The sequence below is a fragment of the Pseudomonas sp. 1 genome (assembly GCF_056626735.1).
In genome coordinates this window covers 54,240-73,482 of the sequence record NZ_JBWXMQ010000008.1, presented here as the reverse complement: position 1 = coordinate 73,482, position 19,243 = coordinate 54,240, and the positions used below count along the sequence as shown (strand labels likewise).

Below are 19,243 nucleotides of genomic sequence, written 5' to 3'. Positions count from 1 at the left end.
GCTAGAAACGACGAAAGCCTGCTTTTTTCAAAGCAGGCTTTCGTCTATCCGGCATCCGGTTATTTCTGATGCGCGGTCAGCGCTGCATAACCATTCATCAAGTTGCGGTAGTTCGGGATGCGCTGGGACAGCAGGTTGCCCAGGCCTTCGATGTCGTTGCGCCAGTCGCGGTGCAGCTCACAGGCGACCGAGAACCAGTTCATCATTTGCGCGCCGGCCTGGGTCATGCGGTTCCATGCGGCCTGTTGCACGGTGGTGTTGAAGGTGCCGGAGGCGTCGGTCACCACGAACACGTCAAACCCTTCCGCCAATGCCGACAGGGTCGGGAACGCTACGCAGACGTCGGTCACGACACCGGCGATGATGATCTGCTTGCGGCCGGTGGCCTTGATTGCCTTGACGAAGTCTTCGTTGTCCCAGGCGTTGATCTGGCCTGGGCGGGCGATGTACGGCGCGTCCGGGAACATTTCCTTGAGTTCCGGCACCAGCGGGCCGTTCGGGCCTTGTTCGAAACTGGTGGTGAGGATGGTCGGCAATTCGAAGAACTTGGCCAGATCGGCCAGCGCCAGCACGTTGTTCTTGAACTCGTTTGGCGAGAAGTCCTGAACCAGAGAAATCAGACCGGTCTGGTGGTCGACCAGCAGAACCACGGCGTCGTCTTTGTTCAGGCGGTTGTAGGTTGGAGTGCTCATGTTTGAATCCCTTTTTAGTTGTGGAAGTGCGTTTGCGTTCAAGATGGGCACAGATTACTGACTCGCCTGAAAGCGATAAATCGTCTGAAAAGCGTTTCACCGTCAACCCAAAGCGGACAATCCACAATGTTTGCTTCCAGACTGAGTGCCGGAGAACCCGGTTTGCCGATCAGCGTTTCCGCCAGTCAGCGGTATTCTTTGAAAGGAACTGCCACGTGTGGCCAAGAACTGGAGCCTGATGGTTGGCTTGCCGATAGTGGGAAAACGCCGTAAGACGATGCTTCACGATTTATTTACCGGTTCAACCTTGGAATCGGTCCACACTCCCTCATATGAAGGAACATCTGCGACCCATTCGAGAGGAAAGACAAGCCATGACCACTCAAACCGAAACCGCCATTCTCGCCGGCGGCTGCTTCTGGGGCATGCAGGACCTGTTGCGGCGCTACCCCGGCGTGCTGAAGACGCGGGTCGGCTATTCCGGCGGCGATGTGCCGAACGCCACTTACCGCAACCATGGCAATCATGCCGAAGCCATCGAGATCGTCTTCGATCCGGCCGTGATCAGCTATCGGCAGATCCTCGAATTCTTCTTCCAGATCCACGATCCGAGCACGCCCAACCGTCAGGGCAACGACCTCGGTCCAAGCTATCGTTCGGCGATCTATTACCTGAACGAGCAACAACGCGATATCGCCGAAGACACCGCAGCCGATGTCGATGCGTCAGGCCTTTGGCCAGGTCGTGTGGTCACCGAAATCGAACCGGCGGGACCGTTCTGGGAGGCGGAACCGGAGCATCAGGATTACCTCGAGCGCATACCGAATGGCTACACCTGCCACTTCATTCGCCCGAACTGGAAGCTGCCCAAACGCGGTTGAGGTCCAGCGCGGTTCGGTGCTGTAACCCATTCATCTATTGCTGCAGCGACACCTGACTGCTTGTATCCTTGCACGCGATGAGGACAAGCGACTGCCGTCATTGCCTTGATCCAATAGCCTCTGGAACGGACTTTCCATAAGGTAGTGACGTGAAGCGAGATACCCACCTGGTTGTGCTTTTGCTGTTGGTTATCGGCTGCTCCCTGGCCTCACTGACTGTCTGGAAGGTGCTGGCCTCTCGAGAGCGAGCGCTGGAGGAAGTGGACATTCACGGGTTGAACCTGACCCAGGCGCTTGTTACCTATTCCGAAGGCATCGTCCGCCAGAGTTCGGCGCTTTTGCTCGGGCTCGTCGAACGCCTGGAAACCGAAGGCAGTGGCCCCGTTCAGATCCAGCGGATCAGTTCGCTGATCGACCGGCAGGAGTCGCTGATGCCACAGCTCAGCGGCATCACCATCTACGACAATCAGGGACGCTGGCTGATGTCCTCCAACCGGCCGATTCCGGCCGGGGCCAATAGCAGTGATCGCACCTATTTCATTCATCACCGCGATGATCCCTCCCCCGAGACCTTTATCGGTCCGCCCATTCAAAGCCGCACCAATCAGGAATGGGTGATTACCGTCAGTCGACGTTTCAATGATGCTCGCGGTGAGTTTGCCGGAGTGGTCGCGGTGACCTTGGGCATCGAGAACTTTCTGCGGCTGTTTGGAAAGATCGATGTCGGCCAGGAAGGTGCCATCGGGTTGTCCTATACCGACGGTACGTTGCTGGTTCGCTATCCCTTCCGCGAGCAGGACATGGGGCGCAATTTTTCAAAGTCACCGATCTACGCCAAGTACCTGGTGGATCACTCTGTCGGCACCGCCTCGTTCACCTCCAGCCTGGACGGTGTGGAAAGGCTCTACGCCTTTCGCAAAAGTGACCGGCTGCCGCTGATCACGACTGTCGCACTCGGGAAACGCGAAGCCCTCGCCGCGTGGCGAACGGAGGCGCTGCTATCGGCCGTGGTGGTGACGGGCCTGCTGGCGCTCACGGGTCTCATCGGCTGGTTTTTGATACTGGATATTCGACGCAGAACCCAGGTAGAAGCGGAGTTGATGGGCACTCAGCAGCAGTTGCTTTCGTCAAACAGGCAACTTGAGCTGTTGGCGATGAAGGACGCCCTGACCGGTCTGGCCAATCGACGCTGCTTCGATGTGACACTGGACGTAGAGGCGCGACGAGCGCAGCGCGACGGCACATCCTTGGCATTGCTGATGATTGATATCGACTACTTCAAACTGTTCAACGATTCCCACGGGCATGTTGCCGGCGACGATTGTCTGCAACGCGTTGCTAACGTGGTGGAGGCGTGCGTGCGCCGTCCCTCGGATCTTGTGGCGCGGTATGGCGGTGAAGAGATGGGCGTCATCATGCCCAATACCGACAGCGAAGGTGCGCAGATCGTGGCGCAACTGATCCTCGACCGATTGAAGCAAGCGAACATTTCCCACGAATCCAGCCCGTTGGGACGAGTGAGTGTCAGCATCGGGATTGCCACTGCCACCGGCTCCAGGCTAACCCCCGTGCAAGGTTTGATCGAAGCCGCCGATGAAGCGCTTTACAGTGCCAAGGCCCTGGGGCGAAACAGGTGGGTGAAACTGCCCGGCTTGATCTAGCCTCAAGTGAAACCACGCGGGAGAAAACCACCATGCCCCCTCCCCGAGCCACTCGCGCTGACAAGCCGTAGATGGAATGCCTGTGTATGGGGCACGCAAAATCAAAGGGTCGTACACCAAGGGGCCGATGGTTGCGGGCAAAAGCCCCATCGTTCAAGCGCCAGAAAAAACCTAAGCTTCGCCCGCCGAAACCACTGCCCTCACCTGCCCATGCTGGCGCGTGGTCACCAGCCCGATAAAGGAAATCGCCAGCGCCAGGCCAATGGTCGACGTCACTTCCAGACGATGCTCGGGGGTCTCCATCATCACCGCGAGCGCGGCGCAGATGAACGCGATCACCAGCCGCTGCCGCAGTTGCTGGCCTGGGCGTCGCCTACCTGCCTGACTGCCTCACCCATGAGCACCTGGCAACGGGAGCACTGTTGCAGATCATGACAAACCATCCCCCACCGCCAGCAGGTGCCTACCTCCTCCGCCCGCCGGGGCCGCATCCCGCCCGGAAAATACGCGTGCTCACCGAGCTGTTGATCGAGTTCTTCGGCGAATCTCCGCACCTGGCGGTGCAGCCGCTGTCACATCTGGAGGATGCGCTGGCACCTACCTGAACCAGGACAGGAGATGTGATTTGCTTCAACGCCCGCAACAGTCAATGCGCCGTACTGCATTCATCGCAGATACAACGGCGCTGATCCTGTTTTTCACAACCACCGGCATCATCAATGAACGATTCATTGCCGGCATGACGTGGGATCAGGTTCTTCATGCGCGCCTTGTGGGCGCCGTATTGATGGTGCCCGTCGCAAGACCTTACGGTCTGTGGCGGGACTGGGTGATGAAGCGAGCCAGCCCGCGTCGAGTTTCCAGACTGCTGTGGGACAGCTTCGCCCTCGTCAGTTTCCAGGTCCCCCTCTATGCAGCGATCATTGCCTCCAGTGGTGCATCGGGAGGTGAGCTGGTGCGCGGCACGCTCGGTGCGGCCTTGATGATGCTGGCGCTGGGGCGACCCTACGGGGCATTTCTCAACAGGGTACGCAAGGTGTTCGGCTTGCCTCCGGGTGGCGACAAGCCGATGTCGCTGAACAGTTGAACGACCGCCGGCTTCACCCCTTGCTCAGATCCACCAACGGTGCCTGCCGCACCTCAGTCTCCCGCCCGCCCTGAATCTCGCTCACCTGCTTCAAGGCCTTATCCACCGCCGCCTTATCCGCCAACAAGCTGTAGCTGATGCGGAACTGTTTGTGTTCCTTCGGCCCGATTGTCGGTACCAGGTTCAGTGGCCGCTGATAACGGCGGTTGTAGGAAAAACTCGTTCCCGGCTCCAGCCCGGTGACATAACCCTGACCTTGGGTATCGGTGTTCTTCCACAGGGAAAACACCGGCAATGTCTGCGTATTGAAGCCAACCGAAACGCCCAGACTGCCAGCCTTGTTATGCAACACGGTCAACGTATCGCCCTTGGCATCGGCATACGGCACCACGTTGTAAACCGTTTCGTCGTAGTCCTTGGTCGGTGCGCGGTAGGTTTGCCATTCAGCCAAATCGCCCTTGGCCTTGTCGTTGAACGGCGACACCTGTTTCACCGGCGCGGCGAAACGAGCGCCCTGCTCCAGGAACGGGGTGCTGAAGTTGCTGTGGTACAGCGCCTGGTACTCCTTCGGATAGTCGCCGTTGTTGGTCAGCGTGTCGTTGAGGGCGAACACGACGCTGCCGGGTTCGGTGACCAGTTCGGTAGCGACGGAGAAGTCGACTTTCTTGAACGCCTGCTCTTTCAGTTCGCCGCGCAGAGTGATGGCGTACGGTGGTGTTTCATCGATGTGCAAGGTGACTTTGTTCGCAGGAATATTGGCGGCCCGGCCGTGCAGGGTCAGCAGTTCGCCGTTGTCGACGCCGGGATGACCGACCCATTCGTACCCGCAGCGGGTCACCAACTCATTGAAACCCTCCAGCCAGCCCAGACCGCCGCGGCCATTGAGTTCGATGAAGGACGGATTGACCACTTCCTTGACCGGCGAATCCCAGCCCATGCGTACATTGCCGACCGAAGCCTGCAAGACGTTCATGCCCCGCGTCGGCACCACCGAGAGCTTCATCGTGCCGTTATCAATGTCGACAATGCTGACGCCCTCCTGCCGACCACCATGCAAGGTGCGCAGGCTGACGCTGAAAGGTTTGCCGGTTTTCACGCCGAGTTGCTGGCTGGTGATCTGCCAGTTCCGAGCGGCTTTGTCGGTGTCGAGCAGAACGTAATCCCAGGCCATGGCGTGGGAAGCAGCGGACAGTGCGCTGAGGGCAACAACGAGTTTGAGCGGGGTCATGGGAGCAGCCTTTCTTGGAGTTGTGCCGTTTTTATAAACCTGCTGAAACGCTTCATCAAGCTTAAAAAGTGACGCGCGTCGGTAGGTGCCAAGAACGAATGGTGCGCACAGGAAAATTGAAATCGATGTGATCGGATTATTCAGGACCTGCATGGAGCGTCTGATTTCGACATGGCGAGGGCGGCGTGTTTAAGCGTTTTCCGAAGGGTGTTTAGAAACGCCCGGCATTACTTCCCCACGGCTACAGCGTCTTGCGTCATTGCCTACGACTACGCCAGAATCCGCCGGCTTGTGCGTCTGGGGTGCGGGTTTTATCGTTTCCGGGTCACTGAAAAACAGTGATCGGGTTTGGTAGCCCGGATTACCTGTCGCATCGCAACACCAGATTGCAGGGACTCTTTCGTCCTCTGTTTTATGGTGGCCATGCGTAGGGCGTCTTCGGACGCGCCGGGTATCCAGGTGACCGGTCTACCAACCTCCGTATGGCCACCACCCTCGTTTGGTAGCGAGGCTGATGACTCCACCTTCTCACCCTGGAGCTTCATCTATGTTCAAACCCACACCGAACCCACCGGAAACCGATCCGGTATCGCCCTACAAATTTCCCGATTCCCGAACCCTCAACGAAGCGGCCGAACGCGCGCTCGACCATTACCTCACCCCACAACAACGCATCATGGGCAGACACACCAGGCATGATCCCATGTACCTGGCCAACCCGGCCTACAACACTGAATCCCTCTTGGCCAACGCCAGTGAATCACTGGGCTCGGCCAGCGAAATGCTCAATAACTTTGCGGCCACGCTGGAACCGGCTCATCGCAAGACTGCGATCGGGATTGCGCAGTTGGTGATGTTGAGTGAATTGGCGGTGAATCAGGCGTTGGATCATGTTGAGGTGAAGACCTAAACGCTTGCCCTCTGCGCCCAGATAGCACGCGGCTAAAGAAGGCATGAGCGTTGGCCGTAGCTGCCACGATGAATGGCAGCTATTGGCCAAAAAGCAAATATTTGCGCAAAAAACAATCGCCCTTGGCTGCACCGATGATGTTAAAAAGACACTTTTTTCGGATAGGGCCAAATTATGGTGGGCGAGGTAGGGTTTTGTGATTGGCGTCCTTGGTCTGAACGGACAGAACTCGAAGGAAAGAATCTCCCGGGTGTGTACTTCATCGCACGCAGTAAAAAGAAACCTGACAACTACAGGGTAAACAACGATTTCATCATCTACATTGGCGAGACAACAGGCCAGACATTGGCAGACCGGTTGCGTCAATTCAACACGTCAGCATTCAGCGAACGCCCCGGACACTCTGGAGGTAATACTTTTAGGTTGACACTTCTGGAAACCACGCCACTTGAGCATCTTTGGGTCTCAGCCTGTCCTGTCGACATGGGACAGCCTTACACCACTGCCTACATCAAACACTTAGAGCGAAAGCTGCTCTGGGAGTACGTGTGCACGTGGGGAAAATATCCAGATTGCAATCGGTCCTGACTAAGGAGCTAGCAACACTCGTAAAAATCGAGGATTGATGGATTTGAAAAAATGGGGACGCATCTATTTTCGCCCAAGCTGCTATTGAACAAAACGCTCATTCCAGCGAGGTCACCAAGCGCCCCGATGGCGTCGTCGCGCACCTGGGCAAACTGCGGAAAGCGCTGGCGGATCTGGGCAGCGTCGAGGACTTCGTGTTCGATGCCGTAGGTCTGCGCCAGGGCGATGGTGCGCAGGGTGAAGTCGGTTTCGTCCGCGGGATCGAAGTCGGGGCTTGAGGTCAGCACCAGCAGGCCGGTCTGTTCGAACAGGGCCTCGCCCGACAGTGCTTCCAGTTCGCGCCAGATGCGGTGGGAGTTGCGCACGATGGGTACGTATTGCGCGCCCTCGCCCACGGACAGCCGGGTGATGCGGGTGTCGCCATGGCTGGAGCCGAATGTGTGCGGCGGATGGTGGCGGTCGATGCCGACCACGTTGACCCCGGCTTTCGCCAGTTGATACACCGTGGCCGCGCCCATGGCGCCGAGGCCGATGACCAGTGCTTCGCATCGTTCCATGATTGATTTCCGATCAGGCAAAAGAGCCACAGTGAAGCGGATCAGACGATGGAAAACAATCCGCTGAAAGCCGCGCTCAGGCAAAAACGCGAAAAACCAAAAGCCGTGCGATCACCGGCCAGACTCGTTTGTCCCGCCTTGCATCGCGACATACCCTCTGACGCCAATAAAAACCATAAGAGAGAGTCCCGCCTTGATCCGTTTCTGCAAAACCTCGCTGTGCCTCGCCGTTCTGTCCTCGTTCGTTGCCACTGCCAGCCATGCCGCCGATGCGCCCTGGGTGGATAGCGCCGTGAGCGCGGTCAATCAGGATGTCATCGATCTGCGCCACACGATTCATCAGCATCCAGAGTTGGGCAATCTTGAGTTCAAGACTGCCGCGCTGGTGGCCGAGCGGCTGAAGGCGTCGAACATTGAAGTGCGCACCGGGGTCGGCAAGACGGGGGTTGTGGGAATTCTGAAAGGCGGATTGCCGGGGCCGGTCGTGGCGTTGCGCGCCGACATGGACGCCTTGCCGGTCAAGGAGATGACGAACCTGCCGTTCGCCAGCCAGGCCACCAGCACGCGGCTGGGCAAGAGTGTGCCGGTGATGCACGCCTGCGGGCACGACACCCACACCGCCATGTTGCTGGGCGCCGCGAAAGTGCTGGCCGAGCATCGCGATCAGGTGCGCGGGACGGTGGTGTTTCTGTTTCAACCGGCCGAGGAAGGTGCGGCCGATGTCGATGAATTCCAGACCGACACCCTGATCGGCGCACAGGCGATGATCCGCGATGGCGCGCTCGATTCGCCCAAGGTCGAAGCGGTGTTCGGGGTGCATGTGATGGCGGGTTATCCGACCGGGCATCTGTTCTACAAATCCGGGACCGTGCTCAACAGCAGTGACTCGTTCCGCATCACGGTCAAGGGCCAGCAGACTCACGGCTCGGCGCCCTGGAGCGGTGTCGATCCGATTGTCGCCAGTCAAGGCATCATCAGTGGATTGCAGACGCTGGTCAGTCGGCGTGTCGATCTCACGCAGGGCATGGGCGTGATCAGTGTCGGCACGATCAACGGCGGTTCGGCGGCCAACATCATTCCCGAGACCGTGGAAATGACCGGGACCATTCGCACCAACAACGCCGACATCCGCGACACGATCCTGAAAAAGATGCCGCCGCTGGTGAACAGCATCGCCAGCGCCTACGAAACCCAGGCCAATCTGCTGCTGGTGAACAATGCGCCGGTAACCACCAACGATCCGGCCCTGACCGAAGCCATGATCCCGGCCCTTGAGCTGGCAGCACCGGGCAAGGTCGAGCGCCTGCCCGCCTCCCTGTCACCGAGCGAGGACTTCTCCTACTACGCGCGCAAGGTGCCGGGATTGTTCGTGTTCCTCGGCGCCACGCCGGAAGGCCAGGACATGAGCAAGGCGCCGAACAACCACAGCCCCTACTTCACCGCCGATGACGCAACACTGGCCACCGGGGTGAAGGCGCATGTGCAGTTTGTGCTGAATTATCCGGGGCGGGGTCAGCGGGGCTGATTGGCTTATGTGAAAAGGGGGGCGGATGTATTTTCGTAAATACATCCGCCCCCTTTGCTAGTGGTTGCTCACCACGTTGTTCTGTATCGAAAGGACACTTGGTAGTCGAATACCGCTGGTTCGATTTTGTGGGTAAACAATGGCTGTAATTTTGCTATCCAGTCATTCCGTACATCAAACCCGCCGTCATAAATCTCATTTTCCTCCAGCAGACCCAACGACTCGATGATTGAACCGTCATCACCGAGATCGACCGAGTACTCCTTTCCCTCAGCGAGCTCTGTTTTTTTGTCATACCAATTCAATCTGACTTTCAGTCCCATTCCAGCCTCATAGATACTTTTTAATGCTGCGGTTTTTCTTGGGAGGGGCAATCTGCTCACCTGTTAAATGATCAAAAGCCCCTAGATGGCTGCCATCACTTGCACGATAGGCTTCGAGTTCTCCGTGCTGTGAGTCCCATTCATAGATGTTTCTGCCTTTAGCATCCGTCCAGCGTTCTCGAAGACCGCCACCGCCCTGCTTTGGTGTTTTCTTCTTCGCTTCCTTCAAACCCGGGAATCCGACAATTTCTTCCGTTTCAGGTGCCGAATGGTAATCGTGGTCGGGGCTGGGAAGCTTCCTGCTGGAAACATTCAAGACAATGTACAGCGGCCGAACCCCGGAATCCGCCGGAAAAACCATTATGAAATCCCGATACTCCGGCGGATAAACCGGATTCACCAGAATCCCGTCCGCCGCTTTTGTCGGCGGATACACCCAGATATGCGGCGCTTGCGGACCAGCCTCCAGTGCCGGAATACCAAGAATGTCGGAACCGTCCACAGCCGGCGTCCAGATCAGCTCAACACCTTCACCAAGGTCTGCAATAAACCGGTTACCGCGTGCAGCGAACCGCACGACATCAACCATCTCCCAGTCGCGATTCTTGCCGGTATAGAAGCCGTAACCCTTTAGACTGCCATCGGCCTGCTGTTCAACGCGCAAGCGCACGCGGATTCGGGCCTGTTTGAGGGCGAGCAACTGATCTTCGGTATAGAGCGCGCTGTCGCCCAGGTTTGACGGCATGAACATCGCCACCAGACCGAGCAACGGGCTGACAGCAGCAGAGGCCATCGCGGGCAATGCCTTGAACGCCTCACCAGCAAGGGCAAAAGTGCCCAGCCCCGCTGGAATTGCCGTGCCGCTGATTTTCTTGAGTGCAACGCCACCGCTGTCATCGGCCTCACGCCCACCGAGCAAAACCAGCTCGCCGTAATCCTTCAGGCTGTCAGTCGGCACCATTCCCGAAGGATTCGAGTAATCGATAATCGCGTCCGGCAGCTTGCACGACTTGGCAAACACGCAGCCGGCGCGCGCTGGCTCTGGCTTGTTCGCCGCCATCTCACGGCTACGTTCGAAGGCGTCTTGCCGCGCCAGCATGGCGTCGTACTTGTTTTGTCGGTCGTTCTGATCAGCCAGTTTGGTGGCCGTCATGTAGCGGTAAGTGACGTGATGCCCGTCGCCCGCCGGTGGGTTGGGAACCCGGGGAATGTCCTTTTGACCAGCCACTGATTGTCCTTTCGTTCATGCATCGGCAGCCCCTCGCAAGGGGCTGCACGACGTTAACGAAGCAGGAAAATCGTGACTGTAGGACGTATCTCTAAAGACGTGGGGATTGTTCGACGTGAACGGATTGCATCTCGGCAACGACCGCCTCGATCACACACAGCGCGGTCGGCGACAAGCTTCTGCCCTGCAAACTCACCACGCCGATTTCGGAGTGAAACCCCGGCCTGTCGACAACATGAAGCTCGATCAAACGCCCCGCCCGAATATCTTCAGCCACAGCACCATGAATGACGCCGAGGATGGTGTCGGTTGAGCCAGCGACGGTCTTGAGCAACGCCACGTCATCACACTCCAGCACAATGGGCAGCGCCTGGCGGGTGGGGATGCCGAGGGTTCGGGCGGTCTCGAGTTTCACTACTTCCGGCAGGCGCGTCGTGGCGATGCCATAGCCTTCCAGGTCTCCCATCGCCACTTTACGCCCGGCCAGTGGGTGCTCCGGTCGTACGAAGAAACCTGCCGAGACCTGGCCCAGCGAACGGATCAGCAGGTCGGAGTCCGCCGTGAAGTTGCGAATGTCGGCAACGAAGAATTCGATCGCTTCAGCACGCAACCGCGCTTCGAGAATCTGCCAGTTGTTCACTTCCACCCGCAGCGTAACCGCCGGGTGATCCTGACGCAGTCGCGGCACCACTTGATGCATCAACATCGCAGCCGGGAAAGGCCCGACGCCAAAGGCGAGGCTGCCCAGTTGGCGATCGCTGTAGAGCGCCATGTCCCGCTCCAGCGAGCGGGCATCGAACAGCAGCCGCCGCGCCCGCTCGATCAGAAACGCCCCCGCCGGCGTCGGGCGAACGTCGCCGCTATCGCGATCGAACAGGCGCTGCCCGGTTTCGCTCTCAAGCGCCTGAATGCTGCGGCTCAGGGCTGGCTGGCTGAGATGAACGCGTTCGGCCGCGCGGCCGAAATGGCGTTCATCGGCCAGTGCGAGAAGGTGTGAGAGTCGTTTGAGGTCCATTCGCGCGATGCTAGCGACGCATTATCCGGATGTAAACAATGCATTGGATACATCGCCGCCCTGCCCCTAGGCTGGAGCGCATTCGACCCTCGGAGAACAACAAGAATGAAACCGACCTTCTACACGATCATCGCCTTGGCGCTGCTGTCCCTCGCCGGCTGCGATAACAAACCCGGCGTCGCAGCCGGCGACGCCACGCCCGCCACGGCAGCGGTGATCCAGGCGTCGATCAAGGGCCTGGACCTCAGCGACAACCGGGACATGGAAGATGCCCAGCGCGGCTTTATCGCCCGCCCGACCGGCAAGATCCTCGGCGCTGACGGCAATGCCCTGATCGATTTCGATGCGTACCGTTTCGTCGAAGGCCCGGCACCAGCTACCGTCAATCCGAGCCTGTGGCGGCACGCGATGCTCAATGCGCAGATAGGTCTGTTCAAGGTCCGCGATGGGATTTACCAGTTGCGCGGCTTCGACATCGCCAACATGACGCTGATCGACGGGCAAACCGGCTGGATCGTGGTCGACCCGCTGACCTCCCGGGAATCCGCCGCCGCAGCGCTGGCCTTCGCCCGCGAGCATCTGGGCAACAAGCCCGTCAGCGCGATCATTTTCACCCACGACCATGCCGACCATTTCGGCGGTGTGCTGGGCATCACCTCAAGCAGTGAAGTGGCCCAGCGCAACATTCCCATCGTCGCGCCCGCCGGGTTCATGGAGGAAGCCACCAGCGAAAACATCCTGGCGGGCCCGGCGATGGCGCGGCGTTCGATGTATCAGTTCGGCAAGAACCTGACCCCGAGCGTGACCGGCATCGTCGACACGGGGCTGGGCAAGAACGTCGCCTACGGCAGCATGGGCATCCTGCCGCCGACGCAGATCATCGACCAGCCGGTCCAGCCGCTGGTACTCGACGGCGTCAGCTTCGTGTTCCACAACATGCCCGGCGCGGAAGCCCCGGCCGAGCTGACCTTTTCGATCCCCGCGCTCAAGGCATACGGCGGTGCGGAGCTGCTGGCGCAGACCATGCACAACCTGCTGCCGATCCGTGGCGCCAAGGTGCGCGATGCGCTGCGCTGGTCCGAATACACGCAAATCGCCCTCGACGAACTGGGCGACACCGAGGTCTATTTCGGTCAGCACAACTGGCCGATCTGGGGCAACGAACGGATCCGCGAATTCATCACCAAGCACCGCGATGTCTACAAGTACCTGCACGACCAGACCGTGCGCCTGATGAACGCCGGCTACACGCCCAACGAGATCGCCGACAAGATCCAGCTGCCGGATTCGCTGGCCTCGTACTTCGGCACCCGTGGCTATTACGGCGACCTGCGCCACAACGTCAAGGCGATCTACCAGATGTATCTGGGCGCCTACGATGGCAACCCTGCCCACTTGAATCCTCTGGTGCCCAAAGAGTCGGCGAAGCGCTACGTCGAGTTGATGGGAGGCAACGCCAAAGTGGTCGAAGCCGCGCGCGTGGCCTATGACAAGGGCGAATATCGCTGGGTCGCCGAACTGCTGGACCAGGCTGTACTCGCCAAACCGGACGACACCGCCGCCAAGGAGCTGCTGGCCCGCGCGTATGAACAGATGGGCTATCAGGCGGAGTCGGCGACCTGGCGCAACAGCTACCTGACCGCTGCCATGGAACTGCGCAACGGCCCGCCGACCAAGGGCGTCAAACGCTCCGACCTGATCGAACTGATGAAGCAGACGCCCACCGAACGCTTCCTCGAAGCCATGGCCGCAAGCCTCGACGGGCCGGCGGCAGATGGCAAGCACTGGACGTTCAATCTGGTGCTGACCGATACGAATGAATCGTTCGTGCTGTGGATCGAGAACGCCGTGCTGCACTATCGAAAAGGCCCGACCGCGGCGAACGCCAACGCAACCCTGACCGTCACCAAGGACCTGTTCGTCCAACTGCTGGGCGGCACCGCCGGGCTGAAAGAAACGCTCACCTCCGATGATCTGAAGGTGGATGGCAGCAAGGTCGATCTCGTGAGATTTCTGGGGTTGCTGGAAAAGGCACCGGGGAATTTTGCGATTGTCGCCCGGACAGGAAACTGACCCATCAAGGCCATCGATAGAAGAAGTACCAGGTCGATGGCCTCTGGACGGTTAGCCAAGCAAAATCCAATGAAAACCGGAGGCTCGGGCAAAGCTTTCCATTGAGTTGTTCAGCATCCTGCGCAGCCCGATCGCCGCGAAGCCATCCCGCGTATGGACGTAGAACTTTCACCCGAGCGAAACCCTGAATCCATCGTTTTCATCATTGATGATGACGCCCCCCTGCGCGAGGCCCTTGGCAGCCTGTTGCGCTCCATCGGCCTGCAGGTCGAGTTGTTCGGATCGGTCGCCGACTTCATGAAATACGAGCGACCTGACCTGCCCAGTTGCCTGGTGCTCGATGTTCGATTGCAAGGCACCAGCGGGCTGGTCTTTCAGCAGGCGCTCGCCGACGCCAAAATCCACCTGCCGATCATATTCATGACCGGGTACGGCGACATCGCCATGACGGTGCGCGCCATGAAAGCCGGTGCCGTCGACTTCCTGGAAAAACCGTTTCGCGAGCAGGCAATGATCGATGCCGTGGTCGCCGCGCATACGCGGGACAGGTCACACCGCGAGTGCGAACGCCGCCATCATGAATTGCGCACACGCTATGGGGCACTAACGGTCAGAGAGCAGTCGGTAATGGGATTGGCCGTTTCGGGCTTGATGAACAAACAGATCGCCAGTGCCATCGGCTTGAGCGAGATCACCGTGAAAATTCACCGGAGCCAGGCCATGCGCAAGATGCGCGCGCAATCGTTCGCCGATCTGGTTCGAATGGCCGAAAGCCTGGGTATCAACCATTAGATGCAGCGCCCTTATTCAGCGCACATTGATAGTTGTTTATATACGTTGGTATGACTTCTACATACACGGGCAGGATAAAACCAAACTTATGCAACATGGTTGATCCCTACGCCCAACAGTAAAATCCCTCCATCAAATGCAACGGCCGGCAAAGTCATTGACTTCGCGGTTTCCGTGCGCGTCGACATTTACCCACTCATTCACGAACCCAGGGATGGCTGATCAACATGTATGACTTTTTTGAAGACTCGTACCGCGTGCTGAAGTTGTCCCACGTATTACTGATCGGGGGTCTGGGCATGTTGATGGCGGGAGTCTTCCTGGCGTATGTGTTTGACGCTCACCTGGCCTTGCCCACGCTGGTCGGTGCCCACGGGATGACAATCCTCGGGCCGACCGCGATCAAGTTGGGCTACGTCATGCGCCTGATTGCGCATAACCGAATTCGCCTGTCCGCGCAGGAACATGGAGTTCCTCATTAAAAGTATTCGATTGATTTAGAACCTGTCTGGTTGCAACCCGGAAGTTCAATAACGAAATCCCACTACGACTCAGGATGATCACGATGAAAACTATTGGATTGGTATTGCCCGTTGCCATTGTTTCAGCCACCTGGATAGTTGCCACTCATGCATTCGGCGCAAGTTGCCTGCCCGACATGCCGGTGGCCAACAGACAGGAAACCAGCACTCCGGATTCAGAGCTTTCATCGGTGCAACAGTACCGGGCCAGGAAGGCGCCGACCCAGATTGCCGAAGGGGGTTCGGATCGGCTGATGGAACGTCGAGTTGCCGAAGGCGGCTCCGACCGCCTGATCGAACGCCGCGTCGCCGAGGGCGGCTCCGACCGCCTGATCGAACGCCGTGTTGCCGAAGGCGGCTCCGACCGCCTGATCGAACGCCGGGTAGCCAGCAATCAGTACGATGCCGCGATGGACATGCGAATGCATTTTTCGATGGATTGATTGGCCGACTGCGTCGTCACTCCGGCAACCCCGCCAACCGCAAACCTTCGGCGAACCGGGCCACGTCTTCAGGCCGTTGAATGGGCAGCCACGCACTCAGGCTGGACACCCGCAAGGTCGGGTCCAGCTGGCGCACACGTTCCATGGTTTGCCCGGCTTTGTCGGTTCGCCCACTGAGCGCGTGGCTTGCGGCGATCAAGGCCGCCGCTGCCAGCAGACTGGGCAGGTTTCCCTGCGCTTTCTCGGCCCAGGAAGCCGAGAGCTCGAAGCGACCGGCGAAGAAGTGCGCCAGTGCCATCCCGACCTGCATGCGGAACATCTCCGGATCCAGCGGGCTCAGGCGCACGGCGTGCTCGAGGTTGGCAATGGCGGCCTCGGTTTCGCCCCGCAAGGCACGCAGGATGCCACCCAGATACCAGGCCGGCGCCAGGTTGGGGTTGAGCAGTCGAGCCCGATCGAGCAAGGCGATGCCACAATCGACATCCCCGGTCAGATGGGCAAGAGCATGACCGCAACGGGTCAGCGCCACGGCGTCATCGCGCCCCAGCTCCACACCCATTCGCGCCAGCCGCGCACCTTCGGCGATTTCCCGAGACCGATCGGTCATCCAGCCGTTGAGCTTGCGCCAAAAGTGGCACCACGCGGCCATGCCGTAGGCCGAGGCAAATTCCGGATCCAGCTCAATCGCCCGGTAGAACAGCGCCAATGACTGCTCGATCGCCGCTCGGGTGCCGATGTGCAGCTTGGCAGTCCCTCGCAGGTAGTAATCGTAGGCATCGAGGCTGTCGGTGGGCTTGCGCTTGGCCCGCTCGATTTCCGCGCGTTCGAGCTGTGGCGCAATGGCGCCCACAACGCTTTCGGCCACTTGATCCTGGAGCTCGAAAATATCGTCGAGCAGACCTTCGAAGCGTTCGGCCCACAGGTGCGTTCCGCTGCAGGTGTCAATCAGCTGGCCGGTGATGCGGATCTTGTTGCCGCACTTGCGCACGCTGCCTTCCAGCACATAACGCACACCCAGTTCCTGACCGACGCCTCGTGCATCCACCGCCCTGCCCTTATAGGTGAAGCTGGAGTTGCGAGCGATGACGAACAACCAGCGCAGGCGTGACAAAGCGGTGATGATGTCTTCGACGATGCCGTCGGCGAAGTAGTCCTGTTCGGGATCGCCGCTGAGGTTCTGGAATGGAAGGACGGTGATCGAAGGTTTTTCCGGCAGGACAAGTGTCGCGGCCACCTCGGGTTTCGCAGGTGCTTCTGGTGCGTCGACAGGACAGTCGCACGGGATGATTTCACCGACAAAGCGATAGCCCTTGCGCGGTACCGTGCGCACCAGGCGCTGCTGTTCACCACTGTCGCCGATAGCCTTGCGCACGGCGTTGATGTGGCTGGTGATGGTCGATTCGGAAACGATCCGGCCACTCCACACGGCACTCAACAGTTCGTCCTTGCTCACCACCCGCTCGCGGTTGCCGACCAGTACCAGCAACAAGTCGAAGACCTGCGGCCCGACAGTCACTACCTCCCCGCGCCAGGTCAGTTCCCGGCGCTGCTGGTCGAGCACGTAGTCTTCAAACACGAATTGCACGGTGGCTGTTCTCTGGTCTGGGCCCCCGACTCCGTATCCGAGCGGGCGATTGTCGTGCGCTCAATGATACGGCAGACCTTGAACCGCCGCACCGGTGTGCACATTGGTCTACGCATCTGCCGACGGATTGGCCTGTCTGGACAAAAAACCAAGGCAAATCCAAGGTCACCACAAGGATTTGCCCGGGCGCCACAAGCATGCTCAACGCACATCGACAGCAATGGTTGCCGTCGTCAAGTGGAGAGTTGCCATGAAGATCGTCGTTATCGGAGGCACCGGCCTCATCGGATCGAAACTTGTGAACAATCTGCGCGAACGCGGCCACGATGCCCTCGCCGCCTCCCCCAACACCGGCATCAACAGCATCACCCGCGAAGGCCTGGCCGAAGCGATGGACGGTGCCCAGGTTGTGGTCGATGTGTCCAACGCGCCGTCGTGGGAAGACCAGGCCGTGCTCGATTTCTTCGAAACCTCCACCCGTAATCTGCTCGCTGCCGAAGACGCCGCCGGGGTTCGCCATCACGTGGCGCTGTCGATCGTCGGCAGTGAGCGCCTGCCCGCCAACGGTTACTTCCGCGCCAAGGTCGCGCAGGAGAATCTGATCAAGGCGTCCGGCATTCCGTACAGCCTGTTACGGGCCACGCAGTTCTTCGAATTTGTCGGCGGCATCGCCCAGGCCGCCACCGTCGGCGAGGAAGTGCGCCTGTCGCCGGCGTTGATCCAGCCCATGGCTTCTGACGATGTCGCGGCAGCACTCACCGACGTGGCACTGGCCGCGCCGATCAACGGCACGCAGGAGATTGCCGGCCCCGAAGCCATGCCGCTCGACGAGTTGGTCCGGCGCTTTTTCCGCGCCACCCACGACACCCGCAAAGTGATCCCGGACGTTCACGCCCGCTACTTCGGCGATGTGCTCGACGACCAGTCGCTCACCCCCGGCAGCAGCAACCCGCGCCTGGGCCCGACGCGCTTCGAAGACTGGCTGGCGAAATCGACCCAGCGCTGAAACACCCCCATCCGCTTAGAAGGAGTATCGCCATGTTCAGCCGAATCCTGCTGGCCGCCACGTTTGCGGCCGTTTCGATTTCCTCCGCCTCGGCCGCCGAGCCGCAGGCCGGCAAGGTCACCGTGGTGTTCGACCGCGCCCTGCCGAACGTTCCGGGTAAATCCATGAAGGGCGTGCTGGTGGAATACGCGCCCGGTGGATCTTCGCCGGCGCACTTTCATCCCAAGTCCGCGTTCATTTACGCCACGGTGCTTGAGGGTGCGGTGCGCAGCAAGGTCGGCGACGGGCCGGAGAAGGTCTACAAGGCCGGGGAAAACTTCGTCGAACAACCGGGTGATTTCCACGCGGTGAGCGCCAATGCCAGCACCACCGAACCGTCCCGTCTGCTGGCGGTGTTCGTGCTCGACAGCAGCGAGACCGACCTGGTCAAACCGGTCAAGCCGTAACCGATCAATTCGCCGATCCACCTCCGGCAGCTCGGCTGCCGGAGAGTACCGCGACGAGGGGCGTCCAAGGTCGGCGCGGCAAAACATGCCCGATCAAAACATTGATCTTTCCCCCCACACCCAGTAAAAAACCGTCTTCCCTTTTCGCACTTGCAAGGAGCAGCGGATGCTTGAGCTCACCACGCAACGCCTGGACCTGCGCACGATGGTCGAAGCCGACTGGCCGCTGTTCCTCAGGCTGCATTCCGAGCCGCAAACCATGCAGTACGTGTTCGGTGAAATCGCCGAGGACCAGGTTCGCAAAGGCTTCGAGCATCGGCTTCCGGCCTGGGGGCCGCAGTCGGATCACTGGTTGTGTCTGGTGGTGACCGACAGGGCCAGCGGGCAGGAACTGGGCGTGACCGGGTTTCGCATCCTGTCGCCGGGGCATGCCGAGGTGGGTTGTCTGCTGTTGCCCGAACATCAGGGCAAAGGCTTCGGCACCGAGTCGCGGAAGGCGATCATCGACTACGCCGCCGCCATCGGCCTGGACTCGCTGGAGTCGACCGTGACCGACGGTAATATCGCGTCCTGCAAGGTTTTGGAGAAATGCGGTTTTGTATTCGAGCGCCGCGTGCCGCAGGCCTATCAGATTGGCGATCGCTGGTTTGACGACCTGATCTACCGCTATCAAATCAGCTGA

The 19,243-nt window shown here is 59.6% G+C and carries 18 protein-coding genes and 3 pseudogenes; 13 read left to right on the top strand and 8 right to left on the bottom strand.

Annotated elements, in window-relative coordinates; translation table 11 throughout:
* Window positions 1–59: 59 nt before the first annotated feature.
* The gene (gene ycaC / locus AC1MDC_RS13780; protein WP_007958138.1) at window positions 60–692 is read right to left on the bottom strand and encodes an isochorismate family cysteine hydrolase YcaC; all 633 of its coding nucleotides are present in this window, start codon (window positions 690–692) and stop codon (window positions 60–62) included.
* Window positions 693–1,066: 374 nt separating this feature from the next.
* On the opposite strand from ycaC, the gene msrA reads away from it, so the two are divergent.
* Window positions 1,067–1,573, top strand: coding sequence for a peptide-methionine (S)-S-oxide reductase MsrA (gene msrA / locus AC1MDC_RS13775; protein WP_480393158.1), 507 nt, complete (start codon window positions 1,067–1,069; stop codon window positions 1,571–1,573).
* A 149-nt stretch (window positions 1,574–1,722) separates the two neighbouring features.
* Window positions 1,723–3,234 carry a sensor domain-containing diguanylate cyclase gene (locus AC1MDC_RS13770; RefSeq protein ID WP_480393157.1) on the top strand — a complete coding sequence of 504 codons (1,512 nt, stop codon included), beginning with the start codon at window positions 1,723–1,725 and terminating at the stop codon, window positions 3,232–3,234.
* A gap of 171 nt (window positions 3,235–3,405) precedes the next feature.
* Here the strand turns inward: AC1MDC_RS13770 and AC1MDC_RS13765 are convergent.
* Window positions 3,406–3,576: pseudogene (locus AC1MDC_RS13765) on the bottom strand (GABA permease); the annotation flags it as partial.
* Between the two features lie 2 nt (window positions 3,577–3,578).
* Between AC1MDC_RS13765 and AC1MDC_RS13760 the strand changes: the two are divergent.
* Together AC1MDC_RS13760 and alaE are read left to right on the top strand one after the other, a co-directional pair.
* Window positions 3,579–3,839: pseudogene (locus AC1MDC_RS13760) on the top strand (LysR substrate-binding domain-containing protein); the annotation flags it as partial.
* A gap of 20 nt (window positions 3,840–3,859) precedes the next feature.
* Complete coding sequence (alaE, locus tag AC1MDC_RS13755; RefSeq protein ID WP_234204914.1) at window positions 3,860–4,321, top strand: L-alanine exporter AlaE; 462 nt, start codon at window positions 3,860–3,862, stop codon at window positions 4,319–4,321.
* A 13-nt stretch (window positions 4,322–4,334) separates the two neighbouring features.
* Here alaE and AC1MDC_RS13750 read toward each other — a convergent pair whose 3' ends face one another.
* Window positions 4,335–5,549, bottom strand: coding sequence for an aldose 1-epimerase family protein (locus tag AC1MDC_RS13750; RefSeq protein ID WP_480393156.1), 1,215 nt, complete (start codon window positions 5,547–5,549; stop codon window positions 4,335–4,337).
* 547 nt (window positions 5,550–6,096) lie between these two features.
* Here AC1MDC_RS13750 and AC1MDC_RS13745 point away from each other — a divergent pair.
* Window positions 6,097–6,459, top strand: a complete 363-nt coding sequence (locus tag AC1MDC_RS13745) for a DUF6124 family protein (RefSeq protein WP_266202188.1) — start codon at window positions 6,097–6,099, stop codon at window positions 6,457–6,459.
* Window positions 6,460–7,169: 710 nt separating this feature from the next.
* On the opposite strand, the pseudogene AC1MDC_RS13740 reads toward AC1MDC_RS13745, so the two are convergent.
* Window positions 7,170–7,604: pseudogene (locus AC1MDC_RS13740) on the bottom strand (FAD-dependent oxidoreductase); the annotation flags it as partial.
* Between the two features lie 193 nt (window positions 7,605–7,797).
* Between AC1MDC_RS13740 and AC1MDC_RS13735 the strand changes: the two are divergent.
* The gene (locus AC1MDC_RS13735) at window positions 7,798–9,129 is read left to right on the top strand and encodes an amidohydrolase (protein ID WP_266202184.1); all 1,332 of its coding nucleotides are present in this window, start codon (window positions 7,798–7,800) and stop codon (window positions 9,127–9,129) included.
* Window positions 9,130–9,197: 68 nt separating this feature from the next.
* Here the strand turns inward: AC1MDC_RS13735 and AC1MDC_RS13730 are convergent, their stop codons facing one another.
* The 3 genes from AC1MDC_RS13730 to AC1MDC_RS13720 all read right to left on the bottom strand — a co-directional run bounded on the left by AC1MDC_RS13730 (window position 9,198) and on the right by AC1MDC_RS13720 (window position 11,695).
* A complete protein-coding gene (locus AC1MDC_RS13730; RefSeq protein WP_007958170.1) occupies window positions 9,198–9,452 on the bottom strand; it encodes a colicin E3-like toxin immunity protein in 255 nt (84 codons plus the stop codon).
* Between the two features lie 7 nt (window positions 9,453–9,459).
* Window positions 9,460–10,680, bottom strand: coding sequence for a colicin E3/pyocin S6 family cytotoxin (locus AC1MDC_RS13725; protein WP_480393155.1), 1,221 nt, complete (start codon window positions 10,678–10,680; stop codon window positions 9,460–9,462).
* Between the two features lie 91 nt (window positions 10,681–10,771).
* Window positions 10,772–11,695 (bottom strand): LysR family transcriptional regulator, encoded by a 924-nt coding sequence (locus AC1MDC_RS13720; protein WP_480393154.1) that lies wholly within the window; start codon window positions 11,693–11,695, stop codon window positions 10,772–10,774.
* A 105-nt stretch (window positions 11,696–11,800) separates the two neighbouring features.
* Between AC1MDC_RS13720 and AC1MDC_RS13715 the strand changes: the two genes are divergently transcribed.
* The 4 genes from AC1MDC_RS13715 to AC1MDC_RS13700 all read left to right on the top strand — a co-directional run bounded on the left by AC1MDC_RS13715 (window position 11,801) and on the right by AC1MDC_RS13700 (window position 15,524).
* Entirely contained in the window at window positions 11,801–13,768 is a 1,968-nt protein-coding gene (locus tag AC1MDC_RS13715; RefSeq protein WP_480393153.1) for an alkyl/aryl-sulfatase, read from the top strand.
* A gap of 153 nt (window positions 13,769–13,921) precedes the next feature.
* Window positions 13,922–14,560 (top strand): response regulator transcription factor, encoded by a 639-nt coding sequence (locus AC1MDC_RS13710; protein WP_085700374.1) that lies wholly within the window; start codon window positions 13,922–13,924, stop codon window positions 14,558–14,560.
* A 227-nt stretch (window positions 14,561–14,787) separates the two neighbouring features.
* Window positions 14,788–15,042: a transmembrane sensor/regulator PpyR gene (locus AC1MDC_RS13705; protein ID WP_227235308.1), complete on the top strand. Its 255-nt coding sequence runs from the start codon at window positions 14,788–14,790 to the stop codon at window positions 15,040–15,042.
* Window positions 15,043–15,125: 83 nt separating this feature from the next.
* A complete protein-coding gene (locus AC1MDC_RS13700; RefSeq protein WP_480393152.1) occupies window positions 15,126–15,524 on the top strand; it encodes a hypothetical protein in 399 nt (132 codons plus the stop codon).
* Window positions 15,525–15,540: 16 nt separating this feature from the next.
* Here AC1MDC_RS13700 and AC1MDC_RS13695 read toward each other — a convergent pair whose 3' ends face one another.
* Entirely contained in the window at window positions 15,541–17,109 is a 1,569-nt protein-coding gene (locus tag AC1MDC_RS13695) for a winged helix-turn-helix domain-containing tetratricopeptide repeat protein (protein ID WP_480393151.1), read from the bottom strand.
* Window positions 17,110–17,359: 250 nt separating this feature from the next.
* On the opposite strand from AC1MDC_RS13695, the gene AC1MDC_RS13690 reads away from it, so the two are divergent.
* The 3 genes from AC1MDC_RS13690 (at window position 17,360) to AC1MDC_RS13680 (ending at window position 19,243) form a co-directional block, all read left to right on the top strand.
* Entirely contained in the window at window positions 17,360–18,115 is a 756-nt protein-coding gene (locus AC1MDC_RS13690; protein WP_085703694.1) for an SDR family oxidoreductase, read from the top strand.
* A 32-nt stretch (window positions 18,116–18,147) separates the two neighbouring features.
* On the top strand, window positions 18,148–18,561 hold the full coding sequence (locus AC1MDC_RS13685; protein ID WP_227235305.1) for a cupin domain-containing protein: 414 nt from the start codon (window positions 18,148–18,150) through the stop codon (window positions 18,559–18,561).
* A gap of 166 nt (window positions 18,562–18,727) precedes the next feature.
* Complete coding sequence (locus AC1MDC_RS13680) at window positions 18,728–19,243, top strand: GNAT family N-acetyltransferase (protein WP_480393150.1); 516 nt, start codon at window positions 18,728–18,730, stop codon at window positions 19,241–19,243.